At 72.5% G+C, this 20,663-nt stretch carries 17 protein-coding genes; 6 read left to right on the forward strand and 11 right to left on the reverse strand.

Going from position 1 to position 20,663, the window contains the following annotated elements:
* Window positions 1-160 precede the first annotated feature (160 nt).
* The 5 genes from ElP_RS04280 to hisC all read left to right on the forward strand — a co-directional run bounded on the left by ElP_RS04280 (window position 161) and on the right by hisC (window position 7,957).
* Window positions 161-2,422, forward strand: a complete 2,262-nt coding sequence (locus ElP_RS04280) for a PSD1 and planctomycete cytochrome C domain-containing protein (protein WP_145267453.1) — start codon at window positions 161-163, stop codon at window positions 2,420-2,422.
* 16 nt (window positions 2,423-2,438) lie between these two features.
* Window positions 2,439-3,917 carry a DUF1501 domain-containing protein gene (locus ElP_RS04285; RefSeq protein WP_145267454.1) on the forward strand — a complete coding sequence of 493 codons (1,479 nt, stop codon included), beginning with the start codon at window positions 2,439-2,441 and terminating at the stop codon, window positions 3,915-3,917.
* 270 nt (window positions 3,918-4,187) lie between these two features.
* Window positions 4,188-6,074 (forward strand): hypothetical protein, encoded by a 1,887-nt coding sequence (locus tag ElP_RS04290; RefSeq protein ID WP_145267455.1) that lies wholly within the window; start codon window positions 4,188-4,190, stop codon window positions 6,072-6,074.
* A gap of 148 nt (window positions 6,075-6,222) precedes the next feature.
* On the forward strand, window positions 6,223-6,723 hold the full coding sequence (locus tag ElP_RS04295; RefSeq protein WP_145267456.1) for a GNAT family N-acetyltransferase: 501 nt from the start codon (window positions 6,223-6,225) through the stop codon (window positions 6,721-6,723).
* Between the two features lie 172 nt (window positions 6,724-6,895).
* Entirely contained in the window at window positions 6,896-7,957 is a 1,062-nt protein-coding gene (gene hisC / locus ElP_RS04300) for a histidinol-phosphate transaminase (protein ID WP_197446701.1), read from the forward strand.
* 113 nt (window positions 7,958-8,070) lie between these two features.
* On the opposite strand, the gene ElP_RS04305 is transcribed toward hisC, so the two are convergent.
* From ElP_RS04305 to ElP_RS04350, 10 genes are all read right to left on the reverse strand, one after another.
* On the reverse strand, window positions 8,071-8,985 hold the full coding sequence (locus ElP_RS04305; RefSeq protein ID WP_145267457.1) for a DUF1559 domain-containing protein: 915 nt from the start codon (window positions 8,983-8,985) through the stop codon (window positions 8,071-8,073).
* Window positions 8,982-9,413 (reverse strand): hypothetical protein, encoded by a 432-nt coding sequence (locus tag ElP_RS04310; protein ID WP_145267458.1) that lies wholly within the window; start codon window positions 9,411-9,413, stop codon window positions 8,982-8,984. Before ElP_RS04310 ends, ElP_RS04305 begins: the two co-directional genes overlap by 4 nt.
* Complete coding sequence (locus ElP_RS04315) at window positions 9,410-9,910, reverse strand: PulJ/GspJ family protein (protein WP_145267459.1); 501 nt, start codon at window positions 9,908-9,910, stop codon at window positions 9,410-9,412. Before ElP_RS04315 ends, ElP_RS04310 begins: the two co-directional genes overlap by 4 nt.
* Before the next feature lie 38 nt (window positions 9,911-9,948).
* Complete coding sequence (locus ElP_RS04320) at window positions 9,949-10,386, reverse strand: hypothetical protein (RefSeq protein WP_145267460.1); 438 nt, start codon at window positions 10,384-10,386, stop codon at window positions 9,949-9,951.
* Complete coding sequence (locus tag ElP_RS04325; RefSeq protein WP_145267461.1) at window positions 10,383-11,633, reverse strand: type II secretion system F family protein; 1,251 nt, start codon at window positions 11,631-11,633, stop codon at window positions 10,383-10,385. The genes ElP_RS04320 and ElP_RS04325 overlap by 4 nt, the downstream gene beginning before the upstream one ends.
* A 4-nt stretch (window positions 11,634-11,637) precedes the next feature.
* Window positions 11,638-12,780, reverse strand: a complete 1,143-nt coding sequence (locus ElP_RS04330; protein ID WP_197446702.1) for a type II secretion system F family protein — start codon at window positions 12,778-12,780, stop codon at window positions 11,638-11,640.
* Between the two features lie 81 nt (window positions 12,781-12,861).
* Window positions 12,862-13,923, reverse strand: coding sequence for a type II secretion system F family protein (locus tag ElP_RS04335; protein ID WP_145267463.1), 1,062 nt, complete (start codon window positions 13,921-13,923; stop codon window positions 12,862-12,864).
* 82 nt (window positions 13,924-14,005) lie between these two features.
* On the reverse strand, window positions 14,006-15,304 hold the full coding sequence (locus ElP_RS04340; RefSeq protein ID WP_145267464.1) for a GspE/PulE family protein: 1,299 nt from the start codon (window positions 15,302-15,304) through the stop codon (window positions 14,006-14,008).
* Window positions 15,305-15,312: 8 nt separating this feature from the next.
* Window positions 15,313-15,660 (reverse strand): phasin family protein, encoded by a 348-nt coding sequence (locus tag ElP_RS04345; protein WP_145267465.1) that lies wholly within the window; start codon window positions 15,658-15,660, stop codon window positions 15,313-15,315.
* An 86-nt stretch (window positions 15,661-15,746) separates the two neighbouring features.
* On the reverse strand, window positions 15,747-17,066 hold the full coding sequence (locus ElP_RS04350; protein WP_197446703.1) for a serine hydrolase domain-containing protein: 1,320 nt from the start codon (window positions 17,064-17,066) through the stop codon (window positions 15,747-15,749).
* 249 nt (window positions 17,067-17,315) lie between these two features.
* Here ElP_RS04350 and ElP_RS04355 point away from each other — a divergent pair, with 249 nt between their 5' ends.
* Window positions 17,316-17,798 carry a PaaI family thioesterase gene (locus ElP_RS04355; RefSeq protein WP_197446704.1) on the forward strand — a complete coding sequence of 161 codons (483 nt, stop codon included), beginning with the start codon at window positions 17,316-17,318 and terminating at the stop codon, window positions 17,796-17,798.
* A 68-nt stretch (window positions 17,799-17,866) separates the two neighbouring features.
* Here ElP_RS04355 and ElP_RS04360 read toward each other — a convergent pair whose 3' ends face one another.
* Window positions 17,867-19,723 carry a MutS-related protein gene (locus ElP_RS04360; RefSeq protein WP_145267468.1) on the reverse strand — a complete coding sequence of 619 codons (1,857 nt, stop codon included), beginning with the start codon at window positions 19,721-19,723 and terminating at the stop codon, window positions 17,867-17,869.
* Between the last annotated feature and the right edge of the window lie 940 nt (window positions 19,724-20,663).

A 20,663-nucleotide genomic window follows, 5' to 3' on the forward strand; every position in this document is an offset into this window, starting at 1 on the left:
CTTCCACTCGCGCCGGTGGGGTCGTAGGCTGAGGGGGCCCGGGATCATCCGATCCGACCGCCCCCGGGGCGGGATCCCGGGCTGCCTCGGCCGGGCCGGTCGTGCGGCCCTGAGGACCCGAAGGGCAGGGCGTCGCCACCCCGATCCCCCGGCAGCGATCATGATCGACCCCCGCAACTCCGCCGTCGGCCCGGGACGCCACTCAAGGCACCCGGCCGTCCTGTTCGCCGTCGTCCTCGGCTGGGGGGGCACCTCGATCGAGTCGAGGGCGACCGACGACTTCGAGCGGGAGGTCGCCCCGGTGCTCCTGTCCCGTTGCGTCGAGTGCCACAACCCCGGAGAACGCTCCGGCGGGCTCGACCTGACCACCCGGGAGGGCCTGGTCGCCGGGGGCGTCACCGGGCCGGTCGTCGAGCCGGGTGACGCCGACGGGAGTTACCTGCTCGCCCGCGTCGACGACGGCGAGATGCCCCACCCGGAGCAGGGGCAACCGCGGCCCCTGTCGGCGGAGGAGGTGGGTCAGCTTCGACGGTGGATCGAGGCGGGGGCCGGATGGCCGGAGGGCCGGACGCTCGACCGCTTCGAACGCACCACCGATTCCCGGGCCGGTCGGGACTGGTGGTCGCTCCGGCCCATCGAGCGGCCCGGGATCCCCGCGGTCCGGGGCCTCGATCGCGTCTCGACACCCGTCGATTCCTTCATCCTCGAGCGGCTCGAGGCGAACGGCTGGGAGCCGTCGCCGAGGGCCGATCGGCGGACCCTGATCCGGCGTGTCTCGGTCGACCTGGTCGGATTGCCCCCGAGCTTCGAGCAGGTCGAGGCGTTCGCGGCCGACGACCGGCCGGACGCCTATGAACGCCTGGTCGACAGGCTCCTCGCCTCCCCGCATTACGGCGAGCGTTGGGGCCGGCACTGGCTCGACGTGGCCCGGTACGCCGAGACCTCCGGGTACGAGCGCGACCAGCTCCGCCCCGACGCCTGGAAGTACCGCGACTGGGTGGTCGACGCCTTCAACGACGACCTCCCCTTCGATCGGTTCGTCCTGGAGCAGCTCGCGGGCGACGAGCTGCCCGACCGGTCGGAACGCACGGCGATCGCGACCGGATTCCTCCGCCTGGGGACCTGGAACGACGAGCCGAACGACCCGGACGAATACACCTATGAGCGGCTCGAGGACCTCGTCCACGCCTCGAGCACCGCGTTCCTCGGGATGACGGTCAAGTGCGCCCGGTGCCACGACCACAAGTTCGACCCGATCCGCCAGGAGGACTATTACCGGGTCGCCGCCGCCTTCTGGGCCGGCTTCGTCACCCCCGGTCCCCGGGAATTGCTGGGTGGCCCTCCCGCGGAGGCGATCGGCTACGAGGGCGTCCTGGGATGGACCGATCGGGACCGGACGCCCCCTCCCTTCTTCCTGCTGCGGAAGGGGGATCCGGGGCGGCCGGGGCCGGAGGTGGGCGCGGGGCCGCCGTCGATGGTCGAGTGGCTCGATCGGCCCTTCCGGGATCCGCCCGAGGGGGCCAGGACCTCGCATCGTCGCCTGCAACTGGCCCGATGGATCGTCGACCCGGCCAACCCGCTGACGGCCCGGGTCTGGGCGAACCGGATCTGGCAGCACCATTTCGGGGAGGGGATCGTCCGCTCCCCCGACAACTTCGGCTTCACCGGCGAGCCGCCCACGCACCCCGAGCTGCTCGACTGGCTCGCCTCCGAGCTGATCGAGGGGGGATGGAGCACCAAGCGTCTCCACCGGTTGATCGTGCTGTCGAGGACGTATCAGCAGGCCTCCGCCCCCGAAGGGCGAGTGGCATGCCGGGACGCGGACCCGTCGAACCGGTCCTGGTGGCGGGCGGATCGTCGCCGCCTGGATGCGGAGTCGCTGCGTGATGCGCTGCTGTTGGCCGGGGGCCGGCTCGAACGCCATCGACTCGGTGGGCCGAGCTTCGCCCCGGAGATCGCGGGAGAGGCGTTGGAGGGGCTGTCGATGAAGGGGGGGGCCTATCAGGCGTCCCCGGCGGAGGAACAGCGGCGGAGGAGCGTCTACATCCTCGCCAAGCGCGGCCTGCTCCACCCGCTGATGACGACCTTCGACTTCATGGACACCACGCTCCCCTGCGGCCGCCGGGACGTGACGCTCGTCCCCCCCCAGGCGCTGACCCTGCTCAACAACGCCTTCGTCCACGAGCAGAGCACCGCCGCGGCGAGGGGCGTCCTCGCCGACGATGGCGGGACCGAGGGGCGGATCCGGGGGGCATGGCGACGGATCCTCGCCCGGGATCCCCGGGATTCCGAGGTCGAACTCGCCCGGGAGCACCTCCGACGCCGACGAGATCGGCCCGACGGCCCGGATGCCGAGCTGTGGGCGATGGCCTCGCTCTGCCACGTCCTGATGAATACGAACGAGTTCCTCTACGTGGATTGACGGGGAGGGGGGAGCGATGTCGACTCGGCCGGGGCGAGGCGAGGGATATCCGTGCGGGACGTCACGCCGCGAGTTCGTCTGGGAGATGGGCGCGGGCTTCGCCGGACTGGCGTTGACCTCGCTCCTCGCCCGGGACGGGTTCTTCTCCCGCCACCTCCGGGCGGCCGACCGCCCCGGGCCCACCCCTGGCCCGCTGGCCCCCCGTCCTCCCCACTCCGAGCCGAGGGCCCGGAGCGTCATCTTCCTGATGATGAACGGCGGGCCGAGCCAGGTCGACACGTTCGATCACAAGCCCGCCCTGGCGCGATACGCCGGCCTGCCCCTGCCCCCGGACAAGACGTATATCAACTCCGGGGGCCGGAAGGTCGGCTTCCTCACCCCGGCCTTCCGCCCGTTCCGGCCGGGGGGGCTGAGCGGCCTGATGATCTCCGACTACTTCCCGATGGTCCGGGAACATGCCGACGAGCTGGCCGTGATCCGCTCCTGCCACACGGACAGCCACGCCCACGGGTCGGCGCTCGTCGCGATGAATACCGGGAAGACGATCATCGGCCGACCCTCGCTGGGGAGCTGGGCCGTCTACGGCCTCGGGACCGAGAACCAGGATCTCCCCGGCTACGTCGTCATGCTCGATCGCCGGGGGGGGCCCATCAGCGGCCAGCCGAACTGGTCGAGCGGGTTCATGTCGGCCACCTACTCCGGCACGCTGTTCCGGCCGTCGGGCGATCCGATCCTCGACCTCCGGGGGCCCGATCACCTCGACCGCCAGGCCCAACGCGATCAGCTCGACCTGCTCGCCGCGCTGAACCAGCAGCACCTCGACGCCCGCCCGGGAGGGGCGGAACTGGCCTCGAGGATCGACAGCTACGAGCTCGCCTACCGGATGCAGGCCGCAACCCCGGAGGCGGTATACCTCTCCGGTGAGGCCCCGCGGACCCTCCGGGAGTACGGGATCGGCGTCGAGCCGACCGACGAATTCGGGCGCAATTGCCTGATCGCCCGGCGATTGGTCGAGCGCGGGGTCCGGTTCGTCCAGCTCTACTCCGGCGGCGGCCATCTGGAGGACACCTGGGACGCCCACGCCGGCATCGAGTCGAACCACGGCAAGCACGCCGCCGAGGTCGACCGGCCGATCGCCGCCCTGCTGGCCGACCTGAAACGTCGGGGCCTGCTCGGCGAGACGCTCGTGATCTGGGGCGGCGAGTTCGGTCGCATGCCCTTCAGCGAGGGCCGGGGGGAGCCGGGCCGCAACCACAACCCCTACGGGTTCACCATGTGGCTGGCCGGCGGCGGCGTGAGGGGGGGGACCGCCTACGGCCAGACCGACGAGTTCGGCTTCGAGGCCGTCGAGGATCGCGTCCACATCCACGACCTGCACGCGACGATCCTCCACCTGCTCGGCCTCGACCACGAGCTGCTGACCTATTTCCACCAGGGCCGGGACGAGTCCCTGACCGACGTGTTCGGCCGGGTCGTCCCCGGCATCCTCGCCTGATCGGCACGCCGGGGCCGATCCGGGGGACGCTCGGATCGCGGCCCTTGGGGATCGCGCCCCGGAGTCTCGCCTCGGTGGCGCCCCGACGGGGGGCCGCGTTCGTTCGAGGTGCCCCGAGGCGTCGGGGAGCCCGCCGGCATGCCCGCGAATCCGGTTGGTCACTCCGGGATGAGGCCACCCTGGGCAAGATCGGCTGGCCTTGCGGAGATCGGCGGTCGGGGCTAGAACTCGGGTCGCGGGGGAGCCGTCCGACCGAGCCCGGAGGCTGGGATGCCGACCGACCGTGACCGGTACCGACTCGCGATCGGCGTCGTCGTGCCGCTGGCCCTGGCCTCGGCGCTGCTGTCCCCGGCCCTCGGGACCGGCTACCTGGCCGATGACGTGGTCAGCTCGCTGGTGCCGGGCATGATGCGGGCCACCGGGGAGGACTTCGCCGACCGGACCGTCGGGGCGATCCGGGGCTCGATCCGGGAGGGGAGGTTCTATCCGCTGGTCTGGTTGCAGTACAACGCCGCCTTCTGCCTGTTCCGGGACGTGGCCTCATATAAGTGGTTCATCGTGATCGGCTGCCTGGCCGACCTGGCGTTGCTGATGGCGGTGGTCCGGCGGCTCGGCGGCGACTGGCGGTCGGCGAGCCTGTCGGCGACGACGACGGCCCTTCTCTTCCAGTTCCGGACCTTCTTCGACCCGATCCTCTCCTTCCACGGGCTGCTCCAGGTGGTGACGGCCCTGCTGCTCGGGTCGCTGCTGGCGCTCGACCTCGCCCTGAGGGGCAGGGGGAGGGCCTGGCTGGCCGCCTCGGCGGCGCTGTACCTGGCGTGCCTGCTGCTGTACGAGGTGACCTACCCCCTGTTCCTGCTCCACGCCGCCCTGGTCGCGTCGAGCCGACCGGGGTGGCGTGCTCGGATCCTCGGCGTGCTGCCGTTCGCGCTGATGGCCTTCCTGTGTGCCTCGGCGTCGGTGCTGGTGCGGAAGCTCCATCCGGGTGACTCGTATATCCATGCGATGAACTTCGGCCCGTCGGCGGTCGCCCTGGCGCTGGCCCGGCAGACTTCGGCCGCGATGCCGCTGAGCGCCTTCCTCGCCGACCCGGCCGGGCTCTTCGGGGGGCTCCGGGGCCCGTCGGCGGTCGCCCGATGGCTGGCCAGGGACGACGTGCTGGCGGTGGCCGCCCTGGGGACGGTCGCCGCGGCGATCGGCCTGAGGCCGAGCCCGGGTCCGGTCGGGGGGGGGGGCGGGCGACGTGGGGGGTGGACGCTGGCCGCGCTGGGCGGGCTGCTCGGGATCCTGCCGGGCGTGATGATCGCCATCAGCGGTCGGTATCAGGGCGAGGTCGAGTTCGGCAAGGGATACCTGCCGGTCTACCTCCAGTGCTTCGGGGTCGGCCTGCTGTCGGCGACGGGGCTCCGGGCCGTGATCGCCCGGCCGGGGAGGGCCCGCTGGGCGGTGGCGGTCGCCGCGTCGGCGTTCGGCCTGGTGGCGGGGCTGACCTACCGATCGAATGCGGAGGTGGCGATCAGCCTGAACGCCCCCCCCGGCACCCGGGCGTACAACCTCGTCGCGGCGGGCATGTGCGGCGAGGGCCACTTCCCCCGGGTCAACATCGAGGCCGCCCTGCGTGCCGGCCTGATGGAGGAGATCCCGGAGGGGGCCACCCTGCTGATGACGAATGCCTACCTCAACTGGCACGACGAGCCATTCGGCAGGTTCTTCTACGCCATGCATCTCGATCGGGGCTCTCTCGCCGTCCGGGAACGATCGGCGGGCGTCGACCTCCCGGCCGACGGGGCGTTCGTGGTCCGAGACGCCTGCCTGGGGCGCGAGTCCGGCTATGTGCTGCTCTGGAGGGTCGGGCCGGACGGGACCCGATCGGGCCCGACCCGGTTGTTCGTCCGGCACCCGGGGGTCGGCCCGGAAGGCGGCTCGGGGCGGTTCGCGGTCGTCGAGACGCCGGCCGGCACCGTAACGCCCCCCCCGCCGACGCCGGGGGACGAGCTGCCGACCCTCCGATCGGGGGAGGGCTGGGTGCTCTGCGAACTCGGATCCGAATTCGACCCCGACGAGGTCCGGGTCGCCTTGGATCGCCGGACCGTCGCGGCCTCACGCTCGATCGCCCCGGCCGGGGGGGGTGACGGGGGCGGTACGGCGGGAGACTGAACCTCGTCGAGTCCGGGGGGCTCCGGATTGGTGCGGGGTGGTCGGCCGACCTCGCGGCCGGGCCGGGCCCGCGCGTATAATCATCGGTCGAGGGCCGGGCACCGAGTCACGGCCCCGGCCCCGCCCCGAGACCCTCCCCCGGACGAACATGACCGCGACGATTCGACCCGCTCGAGCCGAGGATTCCGAGACGATCGCCCGGCTGATCCGGGAACTGGCCGACTACGAACGCTTGCTCGACCAGGCCCGGGCCGGCGGCGAGGAGATCCGCCGCTCCCTGTTCGGCCCCCGGCCCTTCGCCGAGGCGCTGATCGCCGAATGGGACGGCGGACCGATCGGCTTCGCCCTCTTCTTCCACACCTTCTCGACCTTCCGCGGCCAGCCGGGGGTGCATCTCGAGGACCTGTTCGTCCGGCCGACCCACCGGGGGCGGGGGATCGGCAAGGCGCTGCTCGCCTCCGTGGCGAGGCTGGCCGTCGATCGCGGCTGCGGCCGGCTGGAATGGTCCGTGCTCGACTGGAACGAACCCGCGATCGGCTTCTACCGGTCGCTCGGCGCCCGGCCGATGGACGACTGGACGGTCTACCGGGTCGACGACGGGCCGCTCCTCAGGCTGGCGGAATTCGCCCCCGAGGATCGCGGCGGATGACCACGGCCGGTCGGCCGTCGTCCCCGGGGCGGCCCGTCTCGGCCCCCCCCATGCCCCGGCACGGGCCGCCCGGGGGCCGTCGCCCCTCCTCATTCCCCGACTCCTGCCCGGCCCCGGACCCCGACCGGCGGCCGAGACCCCGCACCCGTTCGACCGCGAGGGCAATCGAAGGATGAGCACGCCCCCCCTGCTTCCCCACGTCGAACGCATGACCGGCTACGTCCCGGGAGAGCAGCCCCGTGACCCGGCCCGGATCATCAAGCTGAACACGAATGAAAACCCGTATCCGCCCTCGGCGAAGGTCGCCGAGGCGATCGGGGCGGCCCTGGGAGACGGGAGGCTGAGGCTCTACCCCGACCCCACCGCCCTGAGGTTCCGGGAGGCGGTCGCGAGGCGGCACGGCGTCTCCCCTGAGATGGTCCTCGCCGGGAATGGCTCGGACGACTGCCTGACGATCCTGACCCGGGCCTTCGTGGGGCCGGGGGACGTGCTCGCGTACCCGACGCCCAGCTACGTCCTCTATCGCACCCTCGCGGAGATCCAGGGGGCCCGGGCCGTGGAGGTCCTGTTCCGGCCCGACTGGACAATCGACCCCGACGACCTCGCCGCCTCGGGCGCCAGGCTCGCCTTCCTGGCGAATCCGAACAGCCCGTCCGGCACGGCGATCCCGCCGGGGGCCGTGGCCGAGCTCGCCCGCCGGATCGACTGCCCGCTCGTGGTCGACGAGGCCTATGGCGACTTCGCGGGGGAGGATTGCATCCGGCTCGTCTCGGAGCTGGAGAACGTGGTCGTCACCCGGACCTTGAGCAAGGGCCTGAGCCTCGCCGGCCTCCGGATCGGCTATCTGATCGCCCGGCCGGGGCTGATCGACGGCCTGCTCAAGGTGAAGGACTCGTACAACTGCGACATGCTCAGCCTGCTCGGCGGCTCGGCGGCCCTGGACGACGAGGACTACACCCGATCCGTCCGCGATCGGATCCTCGCGACCCGGGCCCGCCTGGCCGAGGCGGCCCGGTCGCTCGGCTACACCGTGCCGGAGAGCCACGCCAACTTCGTCTGGTGCGAGGGGGGCCCCCCGGCGGAGGAGATCTACGAATCGCTGAAGGGGCGAGATATCCTGGTCCGGCTGATGCGATATCCCGGCCGCCCCGCGGGCCTGCGGATCACCGTGGGGACCGACGAGCAGATCGACCGCCTTTTGGACGCGATGCGGGAGATCGTCGGAGGACGGTGACGGCCCCCCCGTCACGTCGACCCCGCCGTCCTCCCCGTTTGCACCCGCCCCGGGGGATGCGGGATCGGGGCCGGTGTCCCGTCCGGCCCCGATCCCCCGGAGGCGTCCCGGGCTCAGAACTCGTTGTCATCGAGCACCTCGCCGTCGGCCCGATGGCCGAGGTACTGGAAGATGGTCGGCTTGATGGTGCTCTTGATGAAGCGGACCGAGCCGTCGCCGAAGGCGAAGTTCGCACCCCCCGGGTGGCTGCTGCTGAAATTCCCGACATAGAGCGAGGCCGGGGGGATGGGGGCGTCCGGGTCGATCGGGGCCGGGGTCGCCTCCCCCTCCAGCCCCGCATCGCCGAGCGGGACGACCCCCGGGCCGCCCGCCCCGTTGGGCGGGCCCCCGGTGTTCCGGAGCGTCGCCCGGGTCCCTGAGGCCCAACCGAGCGGGGGTGGCGTCGCGGGGGAGACCCGATACTCGCCGATGAAAATGGTGTTCGAGGTCCCGTCCGGGATGTCGTCGGGGCGGATGGCGCTGTTGAGGAAGAAGACGCCGTGGTTATCGTCGTCGATCGGCGCCTCGACGTCGTGGTGGCATCCGGCATAGTCCGACTGCCCCAGGCCGCCCGGGAACCGGGAATTGGACGGGCAGACGTAGAGGTTGTTGGTCACGCTCCGGATCGTGTCGTTGGCCGGGGCATAGAGGCCGGTGTCGAAGTTCAACTTGTTGAAGGCGTTCCGCTCCTCCACGAACGGCAGGATCTGGGTGATCCAGCCGTAGTGGAGCCCGATCGGCAGGTCGGGCACCGGGCCGGTCCCGGGGTCGTCGACGACCCCGGGCGGCAGGACTTCGTGGGCCGAGGCGTAGTTCTGCACCGCCAGGGTCAATTGCGTCAGGTTGTTCACGCATTGCACCCGCCTCGCGGCCTCGCGGGCGCTCTGCACGGCGGGCAGCAGCAGGGCGATCAGCACGCCGATGATCGCGATGACCACCAGCAGCTCGATCAGCGTGAAGCCCGTCGTTGATCGATGTCGCGTCCTCATGAATCCCCCCCTCCGATGCCGGCGATCGGCCGGACCTGGAAGACCTTCGTGCGTCGTACGCGACGGCTCGGGTCGCCGTCGCTCGGGTAGTCGGCCCGGACCCGGACGACCCGAGGTCCCGAGGCTCCCCCTTCGCCTCGCTCGACCTCGATCACCACCGAGCCCGCACGGCCCCCGAGGGCCTCGGCCGGGAGGTCCCAGGTCTCCCCCCCGTAATCCGGGTCCCGGGACACCCGGAGGGCGGCCCGTTCCAGGCCGGCCTCGACTAGCCAGTCGGCCTGGGCACGCCGGGCGACGGCATCGAGCCCCGCCGCCCGGGAGGCGCCGAGCCGGAGCAGCCCGGCCACGACCATCGCGATCAGGCTCAGGCAGACCAGGGCCACCAGGGCAGCCCCCCCCCGCCGACGATCGGATCGATGTCGCCTCATGAGTCGTCCCCCTCGAAGCGGCGGTCCCGGCCCAGGGTCGCCTCGATCCGGAGGAGCCGACGGCCCGCCCCCTCCGTCTTCGGGGCCTTCGGGCTGTCGAGTTCGAGTGCCACCCGTCGCGACGGCCCGTCGCCGAGGACCTCCCACCGGGCCGTCGTGCCGGGGAGGAGCCGGTATCGTTCGAGCCGGTCGGCACCCTCGCCGTCGCGTCGGACCCGGATCAGGTCGTCCCCCTCGGACCGGTACGAAATGGATCGACCCCCGGGGCCGAGCAGTTGCAGTGCGTCCGAGGGGCCCTCGGGGGCGAGGCCGAGGTCGCCGGAGGAGCGGACGTCGGCCCGGAGGTCGGCCGCGAGCCGCCCCTCGGCGATCGAGGCGGTCAGCTCGTCCCGGCCGAGTCGGTCGAGGCGGAACACCAGCGTGATCACCGTCGCGGTCGTGGCCAGCAGCACGGACGACACGGTCATCGCGGCGAGGACCTCGATGAGCGTGGTCATCCCGCGACGGCGTCGGGAAGGGGGGCATCGCCCGGTGATCATCGGTCGCCCTCCCCCGGGTCGGTCGGGGTCGGCGCGACCCAGGTGGTCAATCGTTCCGGCGCCGCCGCCTCCCCGGCGCGGCCTCGATAGCGGACGATCACGGTGATCCGCTCCAGTTCCACGCCGTCGAGCGACTCGACTCGGCGATCGACCTCGACCGAGCCGTCGGGCAGGGACGCCCCGGCCCCGGGGGAGAGGGATGGAGGCGACGGATCCCCGGAGGTGAGGCGGTCGAGCAGGTTCTCGGCCTCTCGAAGGGCGACGGCCCGGCGGTCGAGCGCGAGGCGTTGGCGGGCGACCCACGAGAGGGCCTTGACGGTCGTGCCCAGGGCCACGACCAGCAGGAGGACGGCGACCGTCCCCTCGATGAGGCCGAAGCCCCGGCGAGGCACCCGTCGGGCGGGGGCCGGGATCGGCGGTCGTCGCCCGATCATGATGCGAGGCTCCGGATGAGCGTGACGAGCGGCAGGAAGAAGCCGAGGGCGATCAGCACGACCGGCACGGCGACGGCCATCACCGCGATCGGGAACAGGAACTGGGTCCAGGCGAGCAGCCGGCGGCCGGAGCGGCGGTCCAGGCCGTCGGCCAGCTCGCCGAGGGCCCAGGAGAGGTTGCCGGCCCTCCCGGCGGCATCCAGCACGGCGGCGTCGGTGCGACGGATCAGGCCGACCGCGGAGAGCGAACGCGCCCACGGCTCTCCCCGGTCGACCCGGGCCCCCGCCTTCCGGACCCTGCGCCGGACGAGCCGGCTGGGGTGGGCCGAGGCGACCCGTGCGAGCGCCTCGGGCATCGGCCGGCCGAGCGAGACCTCGCCGCAGAGGGCCCGAAGTACGGTCGCACCGTGCCGCTTGAGCAGGAGCCGGTCGACCGGCCAGAGGCCCCACTCGATCGGGTCGAGGAAGGCGAGTGTCAGCATCGGCATCGCCACCAGTTGCAGCAGCACGACGGCGAGATAGAGGGGCCCTACGGGGATCGGCAGCGAGCCGAGGCCTGAGAAGACCCAGCGGCTCACCGCCGGGAGGGGGACGCCGAAGTCGATGAAGATCGCCTCCAGTTGCGGCGCGACCCAGTAGAGCAGGAACCCGGCGACCAGCTGGACGACGACGATCGTCCAGGCGAGGTAGGCCAGCCGCATCGCCATCGACGAGTGGAACGGCCGCCACTCGGCCCGGCGTCTGGTCAGCTCGCGCAGGGCGGCCCCCAGGCGGGGACCGTCCCACCCCATGCGGAGGAAGATCAGCCCCGATCGGGGGAAGGCGCCCGGTATCCGGGTGAAGGCCTCGGCCAGCGGCATGCCCTGCTCCATCAGCCGGACGATCGCCAGGGACTTCGCCCTCATCTTCCCGCCACCGAGGGCCCCGCAAGCCTCGATGCCCGCCTCCAGGGGGAGGCCGCGTTCGACGGCGCCGGCGACCACCCAGAGCATCGGCTCCATCCTCGCCGACCGCCCCCGGACGGCCAGGGCGATCGCCCCGGCGATCGCGGCGAGGACGAAGATGATCAGGAGGAAGATGATGAAACCCAGCCCGGTCATGGCCGCCAGCCGGGCCACGATGGCGGCCGCCGCTACGAACACCATCGTGGCCCTCAGGCCGAAGCGCCCCCGGGCCGGCAGGGGACGGCCCGGGACCGGGGGCGCCTTCTCGGGCCCCGACTCGTCCTGCGACGTCGCGTTAATCACGGGATCACCAGAAGAGGAACGGCCCGCCGGAGAGCTGGGAGATCAGCTTCACCAACGGGAGGTGGAGGCCCAGCACGATCAGGATCACGCCGAACAGCACGAGCGACACCGCCACGGCGGTGGCGAAGATGCCCACGAGGACCGCCTGGGAGCGGTCCCGGGCCCGGTAGATCTCGGCCGCCATCCGGAGCGCCCCGGGCAGATCGCCGTTGGCCTCCGACCAGGCCAGCAGCCGGTCGAAGCCCCGGGGAAAGAGGCGGAACTGCCGGCTGGCCTCGGCCAGCGACCGCCCACGCTCGACCTCCCAGGCCGCCCCGGAGCAGGCGACGATCAGGTCCGAGTCCCGCACCCCCTTGCTCGAGAGCCGAAGCGCCTCCGGCATCGGCAACCGGCACTCGACCAGCAGGGCCAGCAGGCCGGCGAACTCGGCCATCGCCGCGTTCCGCCAGAGCGACCCGATCACCGGGATGCCGCTGGCGACCCGCCTCCGGTTGCTCCTCGTGCTGCCCAGCGCGGCCAGCCAGATCATCACGCCCGCCAGGGCGATCGCCGCCGGGATCGCCCACCCGGCCCGGGTCAGCACCTCGGAGGCGCCCACCAGCCAGATGCTCAGCAGGGGGAGGTCGACGCCGAAGTCGCGGTAGATCGCCGCGTAATCCTCGATGACGAAGATGGCGATCAGCTGGAACACCCCGAAGAAGACGCAAAGCAGCAGGGTCGGGTAGCTGAGACGGATCAGCATTCGTCTGTACATTTCGGCGCTGATCCGATCGAATCGATTCGCCTCCGAGAGCACCTCGGCGACCCGCCCCGAGCGCTCGGCGGCCCGGGCGATGCCCACGAGGTGGTCGGGGATCGCGCCCCCGTCCCCCTCCAGGGCCTTGCCGAGCGTCTCCCCATCCTCGACCCGATCGGCGAGCCGGAGCAGCCCGCGACGGACCCGGGCCGATTCCGCCTCCTCGGCCAGCGCCCGCAACGCGGTCGGCAGCGCGAGGCCCCCCGAGGCGGCCCCGCCGATCAGCCGGGCGAACTCGGCCGCGTCGCGGTCGTTTATGCTTGGGGCTCGATCCGACCGCTCCCGCGCGACGGCCCCGGTCGGGGGCGGTCGGTCGGGCGACCGGCCGGCGTCGGCGGGGTGGTCGGACATCCGTCGGGCTCCAGGAGGGATTGGGTCGAGCTGCGGCGGCATCCGCCCGAGGTCCGATCCCGGGGCGCGTCCCCGAGCGGTTCAGAGCGAGACGCCCCGGAGGAGCTGCGAGAACGGGACGAACAGGGTCAGGCCGTAGAGCAGGACCGCCCCCCCGCCGAGGACGACGAGCAGCGCCGTGGGGACGACCAGCCGGATGAGGTCGGCCCGCGCGGCCGCCCGCTCCCGGTAGGTCCGGGCGGCCAATCGGAGCGACTCGGGGAGGTCTCCCCGGGCATGCCCGCCCAGCAGCGCCCAGCGGAGCATCGGCGGGAAAGACCGTCCCAACTCGGGGGGCGGGGCAGTCCCCGGGGATCCCCCGAGACGGGCGGACTCGGCGGCGTGATCGGCGAGCGCCCGGAGGCGTTCGTCGCCGACGGCCCGGGAGGCGAGCGACAGGGCGTCGGGCAGGGGGACCCGGTTCTCGATCAGGATCGCCAGCAACTCGGCGAGCATCCCGCCCCGGGCCTGGTCGACCAGCCCTCGCATGCCGGGGATCCACCGGATGGGGCCGAACTCGCCGATCATCGAGGCCCGGCCCGATCGAACCCAGGCGACGAACCCGAGCGCGATGACCCCCATCGCGATCGGACCCCAGATCGCCGCCGACTCGCCCAGCCGGGCGAGCCGGGCCGCCGCCCCGGGCGGCGCCCCGAGGGAGGCGAACGCCTCGTCGATCCCGGGGGCCAGCACCACCACGAAGGTGAGGAACAGGCCGAAGGCGAACACCAGGACGATCGCCGGGTAGATCAGCGCCAGGCCGATCGCCCTCCTCAGGTCGGCGAGCGACCGGGCGAAGGTGGACAGCCCTTCCAGCGCCGCCGGCAGCCGTCCGGACCGGATCCCGGCGGCGACCGCCGCGCGATACAGCTCCGGCAGTCCCCCCGCTTCGGCCTCCAGCGCCTCCCCCAGTGAGCAACCCTCGGCCTCCATCCGCCGGCCGACCGCATCGGCCACCTTCCCGAGCCGCCCCCTCAGGTCGCGCCCGGTCCCCACCAGCCCCCGCTCCAGCGGAACCCCGGCGCGGACGAGCGCGGCGATCTCGTCGTTCAACGCGATGAGGTCTTCCAACGCCAGTCGACCCGCCCCGCCCCCGATCGCCATCGTCGGTGATGCTCCGGCTCACGCCCCCCGAACGTCATCGCAGGGATTCTACGACAAGTGTCACAGGATGTCGAGGGGGGAGTCACCGGGGCCGAGAATTCGCGTCGCCGCCTTCGGTTATCGCCTCGACTCGGGGATCCGACGCCGGTCCTTCGGGGGCCGGGTGGTGAACGAGCCCGAAGACGCGACGGATCTCGGCGGGGCTGGTCAGGCCGGACGAGGCGAAGGATCGGGCGTGGTCCCAGAGCGGGACCATCCCGGAGGCGACGGCGGCCGACTCGATCCGGTCCACGTCGGCCCGCGAGAGCACGGCGCGGGCGACGGGACCCCGGCCGGGGACGAGGAGCTCGGCCACCGGGGTGCGGCCGAGGTATCCGGCCCCCCGGCATCGGTCGCACCCCACGGGGGCCCGGCAACGTCCGACCGGCAGGCCGAGCAGGGCGGGGTCGTCGGCCGAGCGGATCGGCCGGGCGCAGGAGTCGCAGAGCAGTCGGACGAGGCGCTGGGAGAGGATGGCCCGGACGCCGCTCCGGAGCAGATACGGCTCGATCCCCATGTCGGAGAGGCGGCCGACGGCCCCGGCGGCGGAGCCGGCGTGGAAGGTGGTCAGCACGAGGTGGCCGGTCAGGGCGGCCTGGAAGGCGACCTCGGCGGTGGCGGGGTCCCGGATCTCGCCGACGGCGATCACCTCCGGGTCCTGGCGCAGCAGGGACCGCAGGCCCGATTCCAGCGAGAACCCGGCCGACGGGTTGACCTGGGACTGGACGACCCCCGGCACGGCGGCCTCGATCGGGTCTTCCAGGGTGGCGATGCAGCGGTGGCCCCCGGAGCTGGAGGCCAGGGCGTGGAGGGAGGCATAGAGCGTCGTCGTCTTGCCGCTGCCGGCCGGGCCGCAGAGGACGATCAGGCCGGAGGCCTCGGCCAGTGCGACCCGGAGGGGATCGAGGAGGCCGGGGCCGAGGCCGAGGTCGTCGAGGTCGAGCAGGCGGCCGGGGTCGGCGAAGAGGCGGACGACGGCCCGCTCGCCGTGGAGCGTGGGGAAGGTGCTGACCCGGGTCTCGGGCCGGCCGGGGGAGGACCGGATGCGGCCCTCCTGGGGCACGTCGGTGCGGTAGGTGAGCAGGTCGGCCAGCACCTTCAGGCGGGCCACCACGTTGGGGGCCAGCTCCCCGGGCAGGACCGCGAGGGGCTGGAGGACGCCGTCGATCCGGCATCGGGCGGCGAGCCCCTCGGGCCCGGGCTGGAGGTGCAGGTCGCTCGCCCCCGCTCGCCGGGAGGCGTCCAGGAGCAGGTCGACCGCCTCCGTCGCGAAGCGGGGGGAGGCGGGGTCGAGCCGGGCCAGGGCCGGGGCCGGGTCGGGGCCGGGCGGGTCGGGTGGCATCGAGTCGATCAGCCGTGCGCCTCGGTGATGATGTGGCGAGCGCCTCCCTGCTTCTCCTCCAGCGCCTCGATCCGGGCGGAGAGGGCGGCGACCTTCGCCGAGAGCGCGGCCACGTCCTCGGCCCGGCCGATGCCGAGCCGCTGGGTGACCATCTCGACGCGTTGGTCGATCTGCTTCTGCAGATCCTCCTGCGCCGAGGCGGCCCGCTTCTCCAGCTCGGCCTGGAACTTGGCGGCCTCGGCCTCGGACAGGTCGGCCTGCCGGGAGACCTCCTTGGCCAGCTCCTCGACCTTGTCCCGGGTCATCGAGGCGAGTCCGACGCCGGTGAACATGGCCCGCTTGATGAGCTCGAACATGCGAAGATCCTTTCCGTTCGGTTCGGTGCGACCGCCCGGTCGTCGGCGGGTCGGGCCGTGGCCGGGGCGGTCCGTGTCGGCCCGGCTCAGTCGGCCAGGGCCTCGTAAGTGATCCGGAGGACGTCTTGCGAGAGGCCGGCGCCCTCGGAGGGGTACTTCTGGGAGAACACGACGCCGACAAGCTCATTCCGGGGGTCGACCCAGAAATACGTGTTGAAGAAGCCTCCCCAGGAATAGGAACCGACCGCCCAGGGGGCTTCGCCCTCCCTGGTGGCGACGCCGAAGCCGAAGCCGAAGCCCCGGCCGTGGCCCCAGTCCGGGGGCTCCAGGTCGCCGACCTGGTCGGTGGTCATCGCCGCGACCGTGCCGGGCTCGAGCACGCGGACGCCATCCAGCTCCCCCTCGTTCAGGAGCATCTGGAGGAACCGGGCGTAGTCCCCCAGGGTCGAGACGAGCCCCGCGCCGCCGGAATAATAGGCCCCGTCGTCCCAGGTGGGGTAGGACGCCGAGTAGACGAGCGGCCCGTGCTGCTCGGGACGGGAGTCGAGCGGTCGGATGCCGCCGTCCTCGTCCGGCTCGTAGACGGCGGCGAGGCGATCGCGCTTCTCCTCGGGGAGGACGAAGTAGGTGTCGTCCATGCCCAGGGGGTCGAAGATCCGGGAGCGGAAGAACGTGTCGAGCGACTGGCCCGAGGCGACCTCGACCACCCGGCCGAGCACGTCGGTCGACAGGCTGTATTCCCAGGCCGTCCCGGGGTGGTGCAGCAGGGGGACCTGGGCGATCCGCCAGGCGTTGTCGCCGATCGAGCCGGGGGTCTCGGAGAGCCCGTCGGAGACCCCCGCCCGGGCGTACATCTCGGCCAGGTGCGGCTTGCCGGCGAATCGGTAGGAGAGGCCCGAGGTGTGCGTCAGCAATTGCCTGATCGTGATCTCCCCCTCGGCCGGGGCGATCTCGAAGGGGGGCGTGTCCTCGGAGGATTCGCCCTCGTCCTTGACCTTGATCACGGTGAGGTGGGCGAACTCGGGCAGGTACTTCGAGAGGGGGTCATCCAGGGCGATCTTGCCGTCGTCGACGAGGATCATGGCCGCCGCCGAGGTGATCGGCTTGGTCATCGAGGCGATCCGGACGATCGTGTCCTCGGCCATGGGCCGCCCGGCTTCCCGATCGGCCAGGCCGACGGAAACCTGATACGCCCGCCGCCCGTTCCGGGCGATGAGCGCCGACCCGCCGGCGAGCTGGCCGTCATCGACCAGCCGCCGGATCGCCTGCTCGATCCCGTCGAGCGACTCGGGATCGAACCCGAGTTGCTTGGGATCCCCCATGGGCAGGCCGTCGGCCGCCCGAGTCGGCTCGGGGATGAGCATGGTCGAGGCGACCAGGGTCAACAGGGCGAGGCATCGGGTCATGATCGATCCCCGGGCAGGGCGACCGGCCGGATCGTGTCCGGCCGGGAGGCGATTCCAGTCGATCCCCATTGTCCCAATTCGGGGGACGAGAAGCGAGGGAGTGCCGTGCCCGCTCGCGTCCGGCGCTCCCGCCACGCCGGCGTGCCGAGCCCCGGGCGATCGGGCCCAAGGCCGGCGTCCCATTCTCGCCGCGACTGCCGTAAAATGCGGTCAATCGCCCCGATCCCCCGTCCCCGAGGACCGTCCCCTATGGAGCGACCCGAAGCCCCAACGCCCCCGACCCCGGGGGTCCCGGCCGACGTCTCCGACGGCGGATTCTGGGAGCTGCTGGGCATGGTCCCCCTCCCCCCCGCCCGGCCGGGGGGGCCGGGGAGGGTGTCGCTCCGGGTGGGGGAGCAACACCTGAGGAGCCTCGGCCTGATGCACGGCGGCGTCGCGGCGGCCATGCTCGATTCGTTCATGGGGCGGGCCGCCTTCACCGGCTCCCCGGCCGGTCACCACCTCGTGACGGTCCAGCTCAACGTCCACTTCATCCGACCCGCCCGGGTCGGCGACACCCTGATCGCCGACGGCGAGATCCAGCACAACGGGCGACGTTCGGCGGTCGTCCGGTCCGAACTCCGCACCGACCGAGGCGCCCTCATCGCCACCGGCTCCGGGACCTTCATGCACCTGCCCACCGGCGACGGGAGCGTCGGCCCGGATCGCTCCGGTGGGGGAGGGAGCCGATGAGGGGTTGATGAGCCGGGGGCGGGGGCCGATCCCCGGCTCGATCCGTCATCCGGCATGCCCCTCCCCGATCACACGTCCAGCCCGATGGCCCTCATCAGCTCCAGGGCGTTGCTCTTGCGGACCACCCCCGGCCTCATGACGTAGTCGAACCGGATTTGCCCGTCTTCGAGGTGGTCCTCGAAGTGGACGTTGGCGGCGGGGTGGCCGAGCCCGACGACGATCTCGGCGAGGGCGAGGTCGTGCGTCGTCACCAGGCCGATCGAGCCGCGGTCGAGCAGGCCCTTGACCACCCCCTCGGCGCCCGACCGGCGGTCGTGCGAGTTGGTGCCGTGCAGGATCTCGTCCAGCAGGAAGAGCAGGGGGGGGGGCGAGGCGGCGAGGTCGACGAGCGTCCGGAGCCGGGTGATCTCCGCATAGAACCGCGACCGGCCCGCCTGGAGCGAGTCCTGCACCCGGAGCGTGGCCCCGAGCTGGAGCGGCGAGAGCCGGAGCGAATCGGCCCGGACCGGGGCCCCGGCCAGGGCGAGCACGACGTTCACCCCGACCGATCGCAACATCGTGCTCTTGCCCGACATGTTCGACCCGCTGACCAGCAGCACCCTCGGCCCGTCGGGCCCGCCGAGGGTGACGTCGTTGCGCACCACCTGGTGCGCGGGGATCAGCGGATGCCCGATCGATCTCGCGTCGAGCAGCGGGCCTCCCGCCTCCGGGACGAGTTCCGGGAGCCGGTCGTCGGGGCGCTCGAATGCGTACGAGGCCAGGGCGCAGAGCGCCTCGAACTGGCCGACGGCGTCGAGCCAGCGCCCGATGGACGGGCCCGATCGACCTCGCCATCGCTCCACGGCCAGGCCCAGGTGCACGGTCCAGAGCGTCAGGAACGCGATCGGGGCGAACAGCTGGTTGCGGCGGAAGTCCAGCAGGGTCACCAGCCGGGCCAGCCGGGCGATCCTCCTCGACGGCGCCTCGCCGTCCTGGCCGCCCAGCGCCCGGACCGCCAGCAGGCGGGGGGACGTGAACGGCTCCCGCTCCAGCCGCCCCAGCAGTGATTCGAGCAGGCGGAGCTCGTCGGCCCGCTCGTCGATGGCGCCGATCGACCGGGCGAGATCCCGGCGGACGAGCCGGTTGACCAGCAGGGTCGCGGCCACCGTCGCCAGGATCGGCACCGGGCCGTAGCCGAGGATCCATCCCCCCAGGGCGACGAGGTTCAGGGCCGCCAGGGCCGTCACCACGCCCCGGATCGCCGGAGAGGTGAAGGCCGGTGGGGCCTCCCCCCAGGCGATCAGGGCGTCGGGATGGAGGCCGCGCTCGATGTCGTCCCCGAGCAGTGCGATGTCCTCCCGGAGGTCGAGCCGGTCCCGCAGCTCGGCGACCGCCCCGTGCCTAGCCCGGACCTCGTCCGGGGACGCCGGCCGGAGCAGCCAGGCGGCGAGGGTGGCCGTGCCGGAGCCGGTGCGGGCGGTGCAGAGCCGCTCGAAGACCGAGCCGGTGCCGAAGAGGTCGAGGTCGGCGTCGAAGGGGTGGTCGGGCGTGAGGAAGCGGCCCCCGGAGTCCCCCCGGCCGGCCCATCGGTCTTCCATCCGGTCCAGCCCGGCCTCGTAGAAGGCGACCCGGCGTCCGGCCCTCCGGAGGACCCGGCCGACGGCATCGTAGGCCACCACCAGCCCGGCGAAGACCACCGCCGGGGCGATCAGCCACCAGCCCGACATCCACCCCAGGCCGAAGGCCAACCCGGTGATCGCCAGCGCGACGGCCGAGACGCCGAGCCTCGCGTCGGCGATCGCCCGATGCCGGGCCGACAGAAGATCAGCCTCGGAGCGCCGGGCGTCTCGCCGTCGGAGGTATTCCGCCTTGGGATCGGGCGCGTCGGGGAGGGATTCGGCCGGGGGGAGGGCCTCGGTCTCGGTGGAGTCGGGACGATCGGACAAGATGCGGACTCCGTTGATGCGTTCCCGGCGTGCGGGGAAGCCTCGGCCCAGGTGGGAGGGGAGGACAGGGGGCCCCGCTCCCCCCCGTCCCCAGGATCATAGCAGGCAACCGGCCCGATCGGGATGCCGTCCCGCCGATGCGAGCTGGGGAGGCCGGGGTCGGATCGCATCCGACTCGTGGCGGGCCGACTGCCTCGGCAAGGCAGGGCGCCGCGACGCGTTGTTCGCCGACGGGCTCGGCCGGCAGTCGACCCGCCTCGCCACGGCCCACATGGGCATGATGGGTCGCCCTTCCTCCCGGACGCACGACGGCTGCCGGTGTCTGCGTTATTCGCAGATGATGGCGTTCAACCCCCGAATCCCGGGATGCCGCCTCCCACCACGATGCCTCGCCGGTCGCGGGCCGGGGCCGAGACCCTCGACTGCCGGGCCGGTGCCGGGTCCGCCCGGCCGCATCGTCGGCCACGACCGCTTCAAGGCCATCGGCCTCCCCTCGATCGAGTGTCACTCGATCCGCAATCCTAATCTGACAGCCCGAAGCTGTTCGCTGTCTTCGGTCGGCCATTCCGTACCAGGGCGGGGGCGACGCCTCGCCCGGCCGGCAAGCCGGATTGACGAGTGTGAATCCGGGCTCGATCCCGGGTGCGTCGTGCCAGGGTCCTCGGGGCCGCTCCGGGCGTTCGAACCGCATCGGAGGCACCTCCCCTTGCCCGGATGGGGGCGTTGCGACATTGAGGTCGCGGATGCCTACCGACGATTCGTCGTTCGTCAAGGGCGGGTGATGCCGGATTGCCCCGAGACGACGCGAAATCAACACGACATGCGCTTGATCGATCGTCGACGAAGCCCCAGGACAACGTGTCGTTTATAAAACGCATCCATGACGTGAGGGTGCCCTTTACTAGTCGATTTGCTGCCGGTCATTGTTCATGGGAGACGT

It is taken from the genome of Tautonia plasticadhaerens, assembly GCF_007752535.1.
Classification (GTDB): domain Bacteria; phylum Planctomycetota; class Planctomycetia; order Isosphaerales; family Isosphaeraceae; genus Tautonia; species Tautonia plasticadhaerens.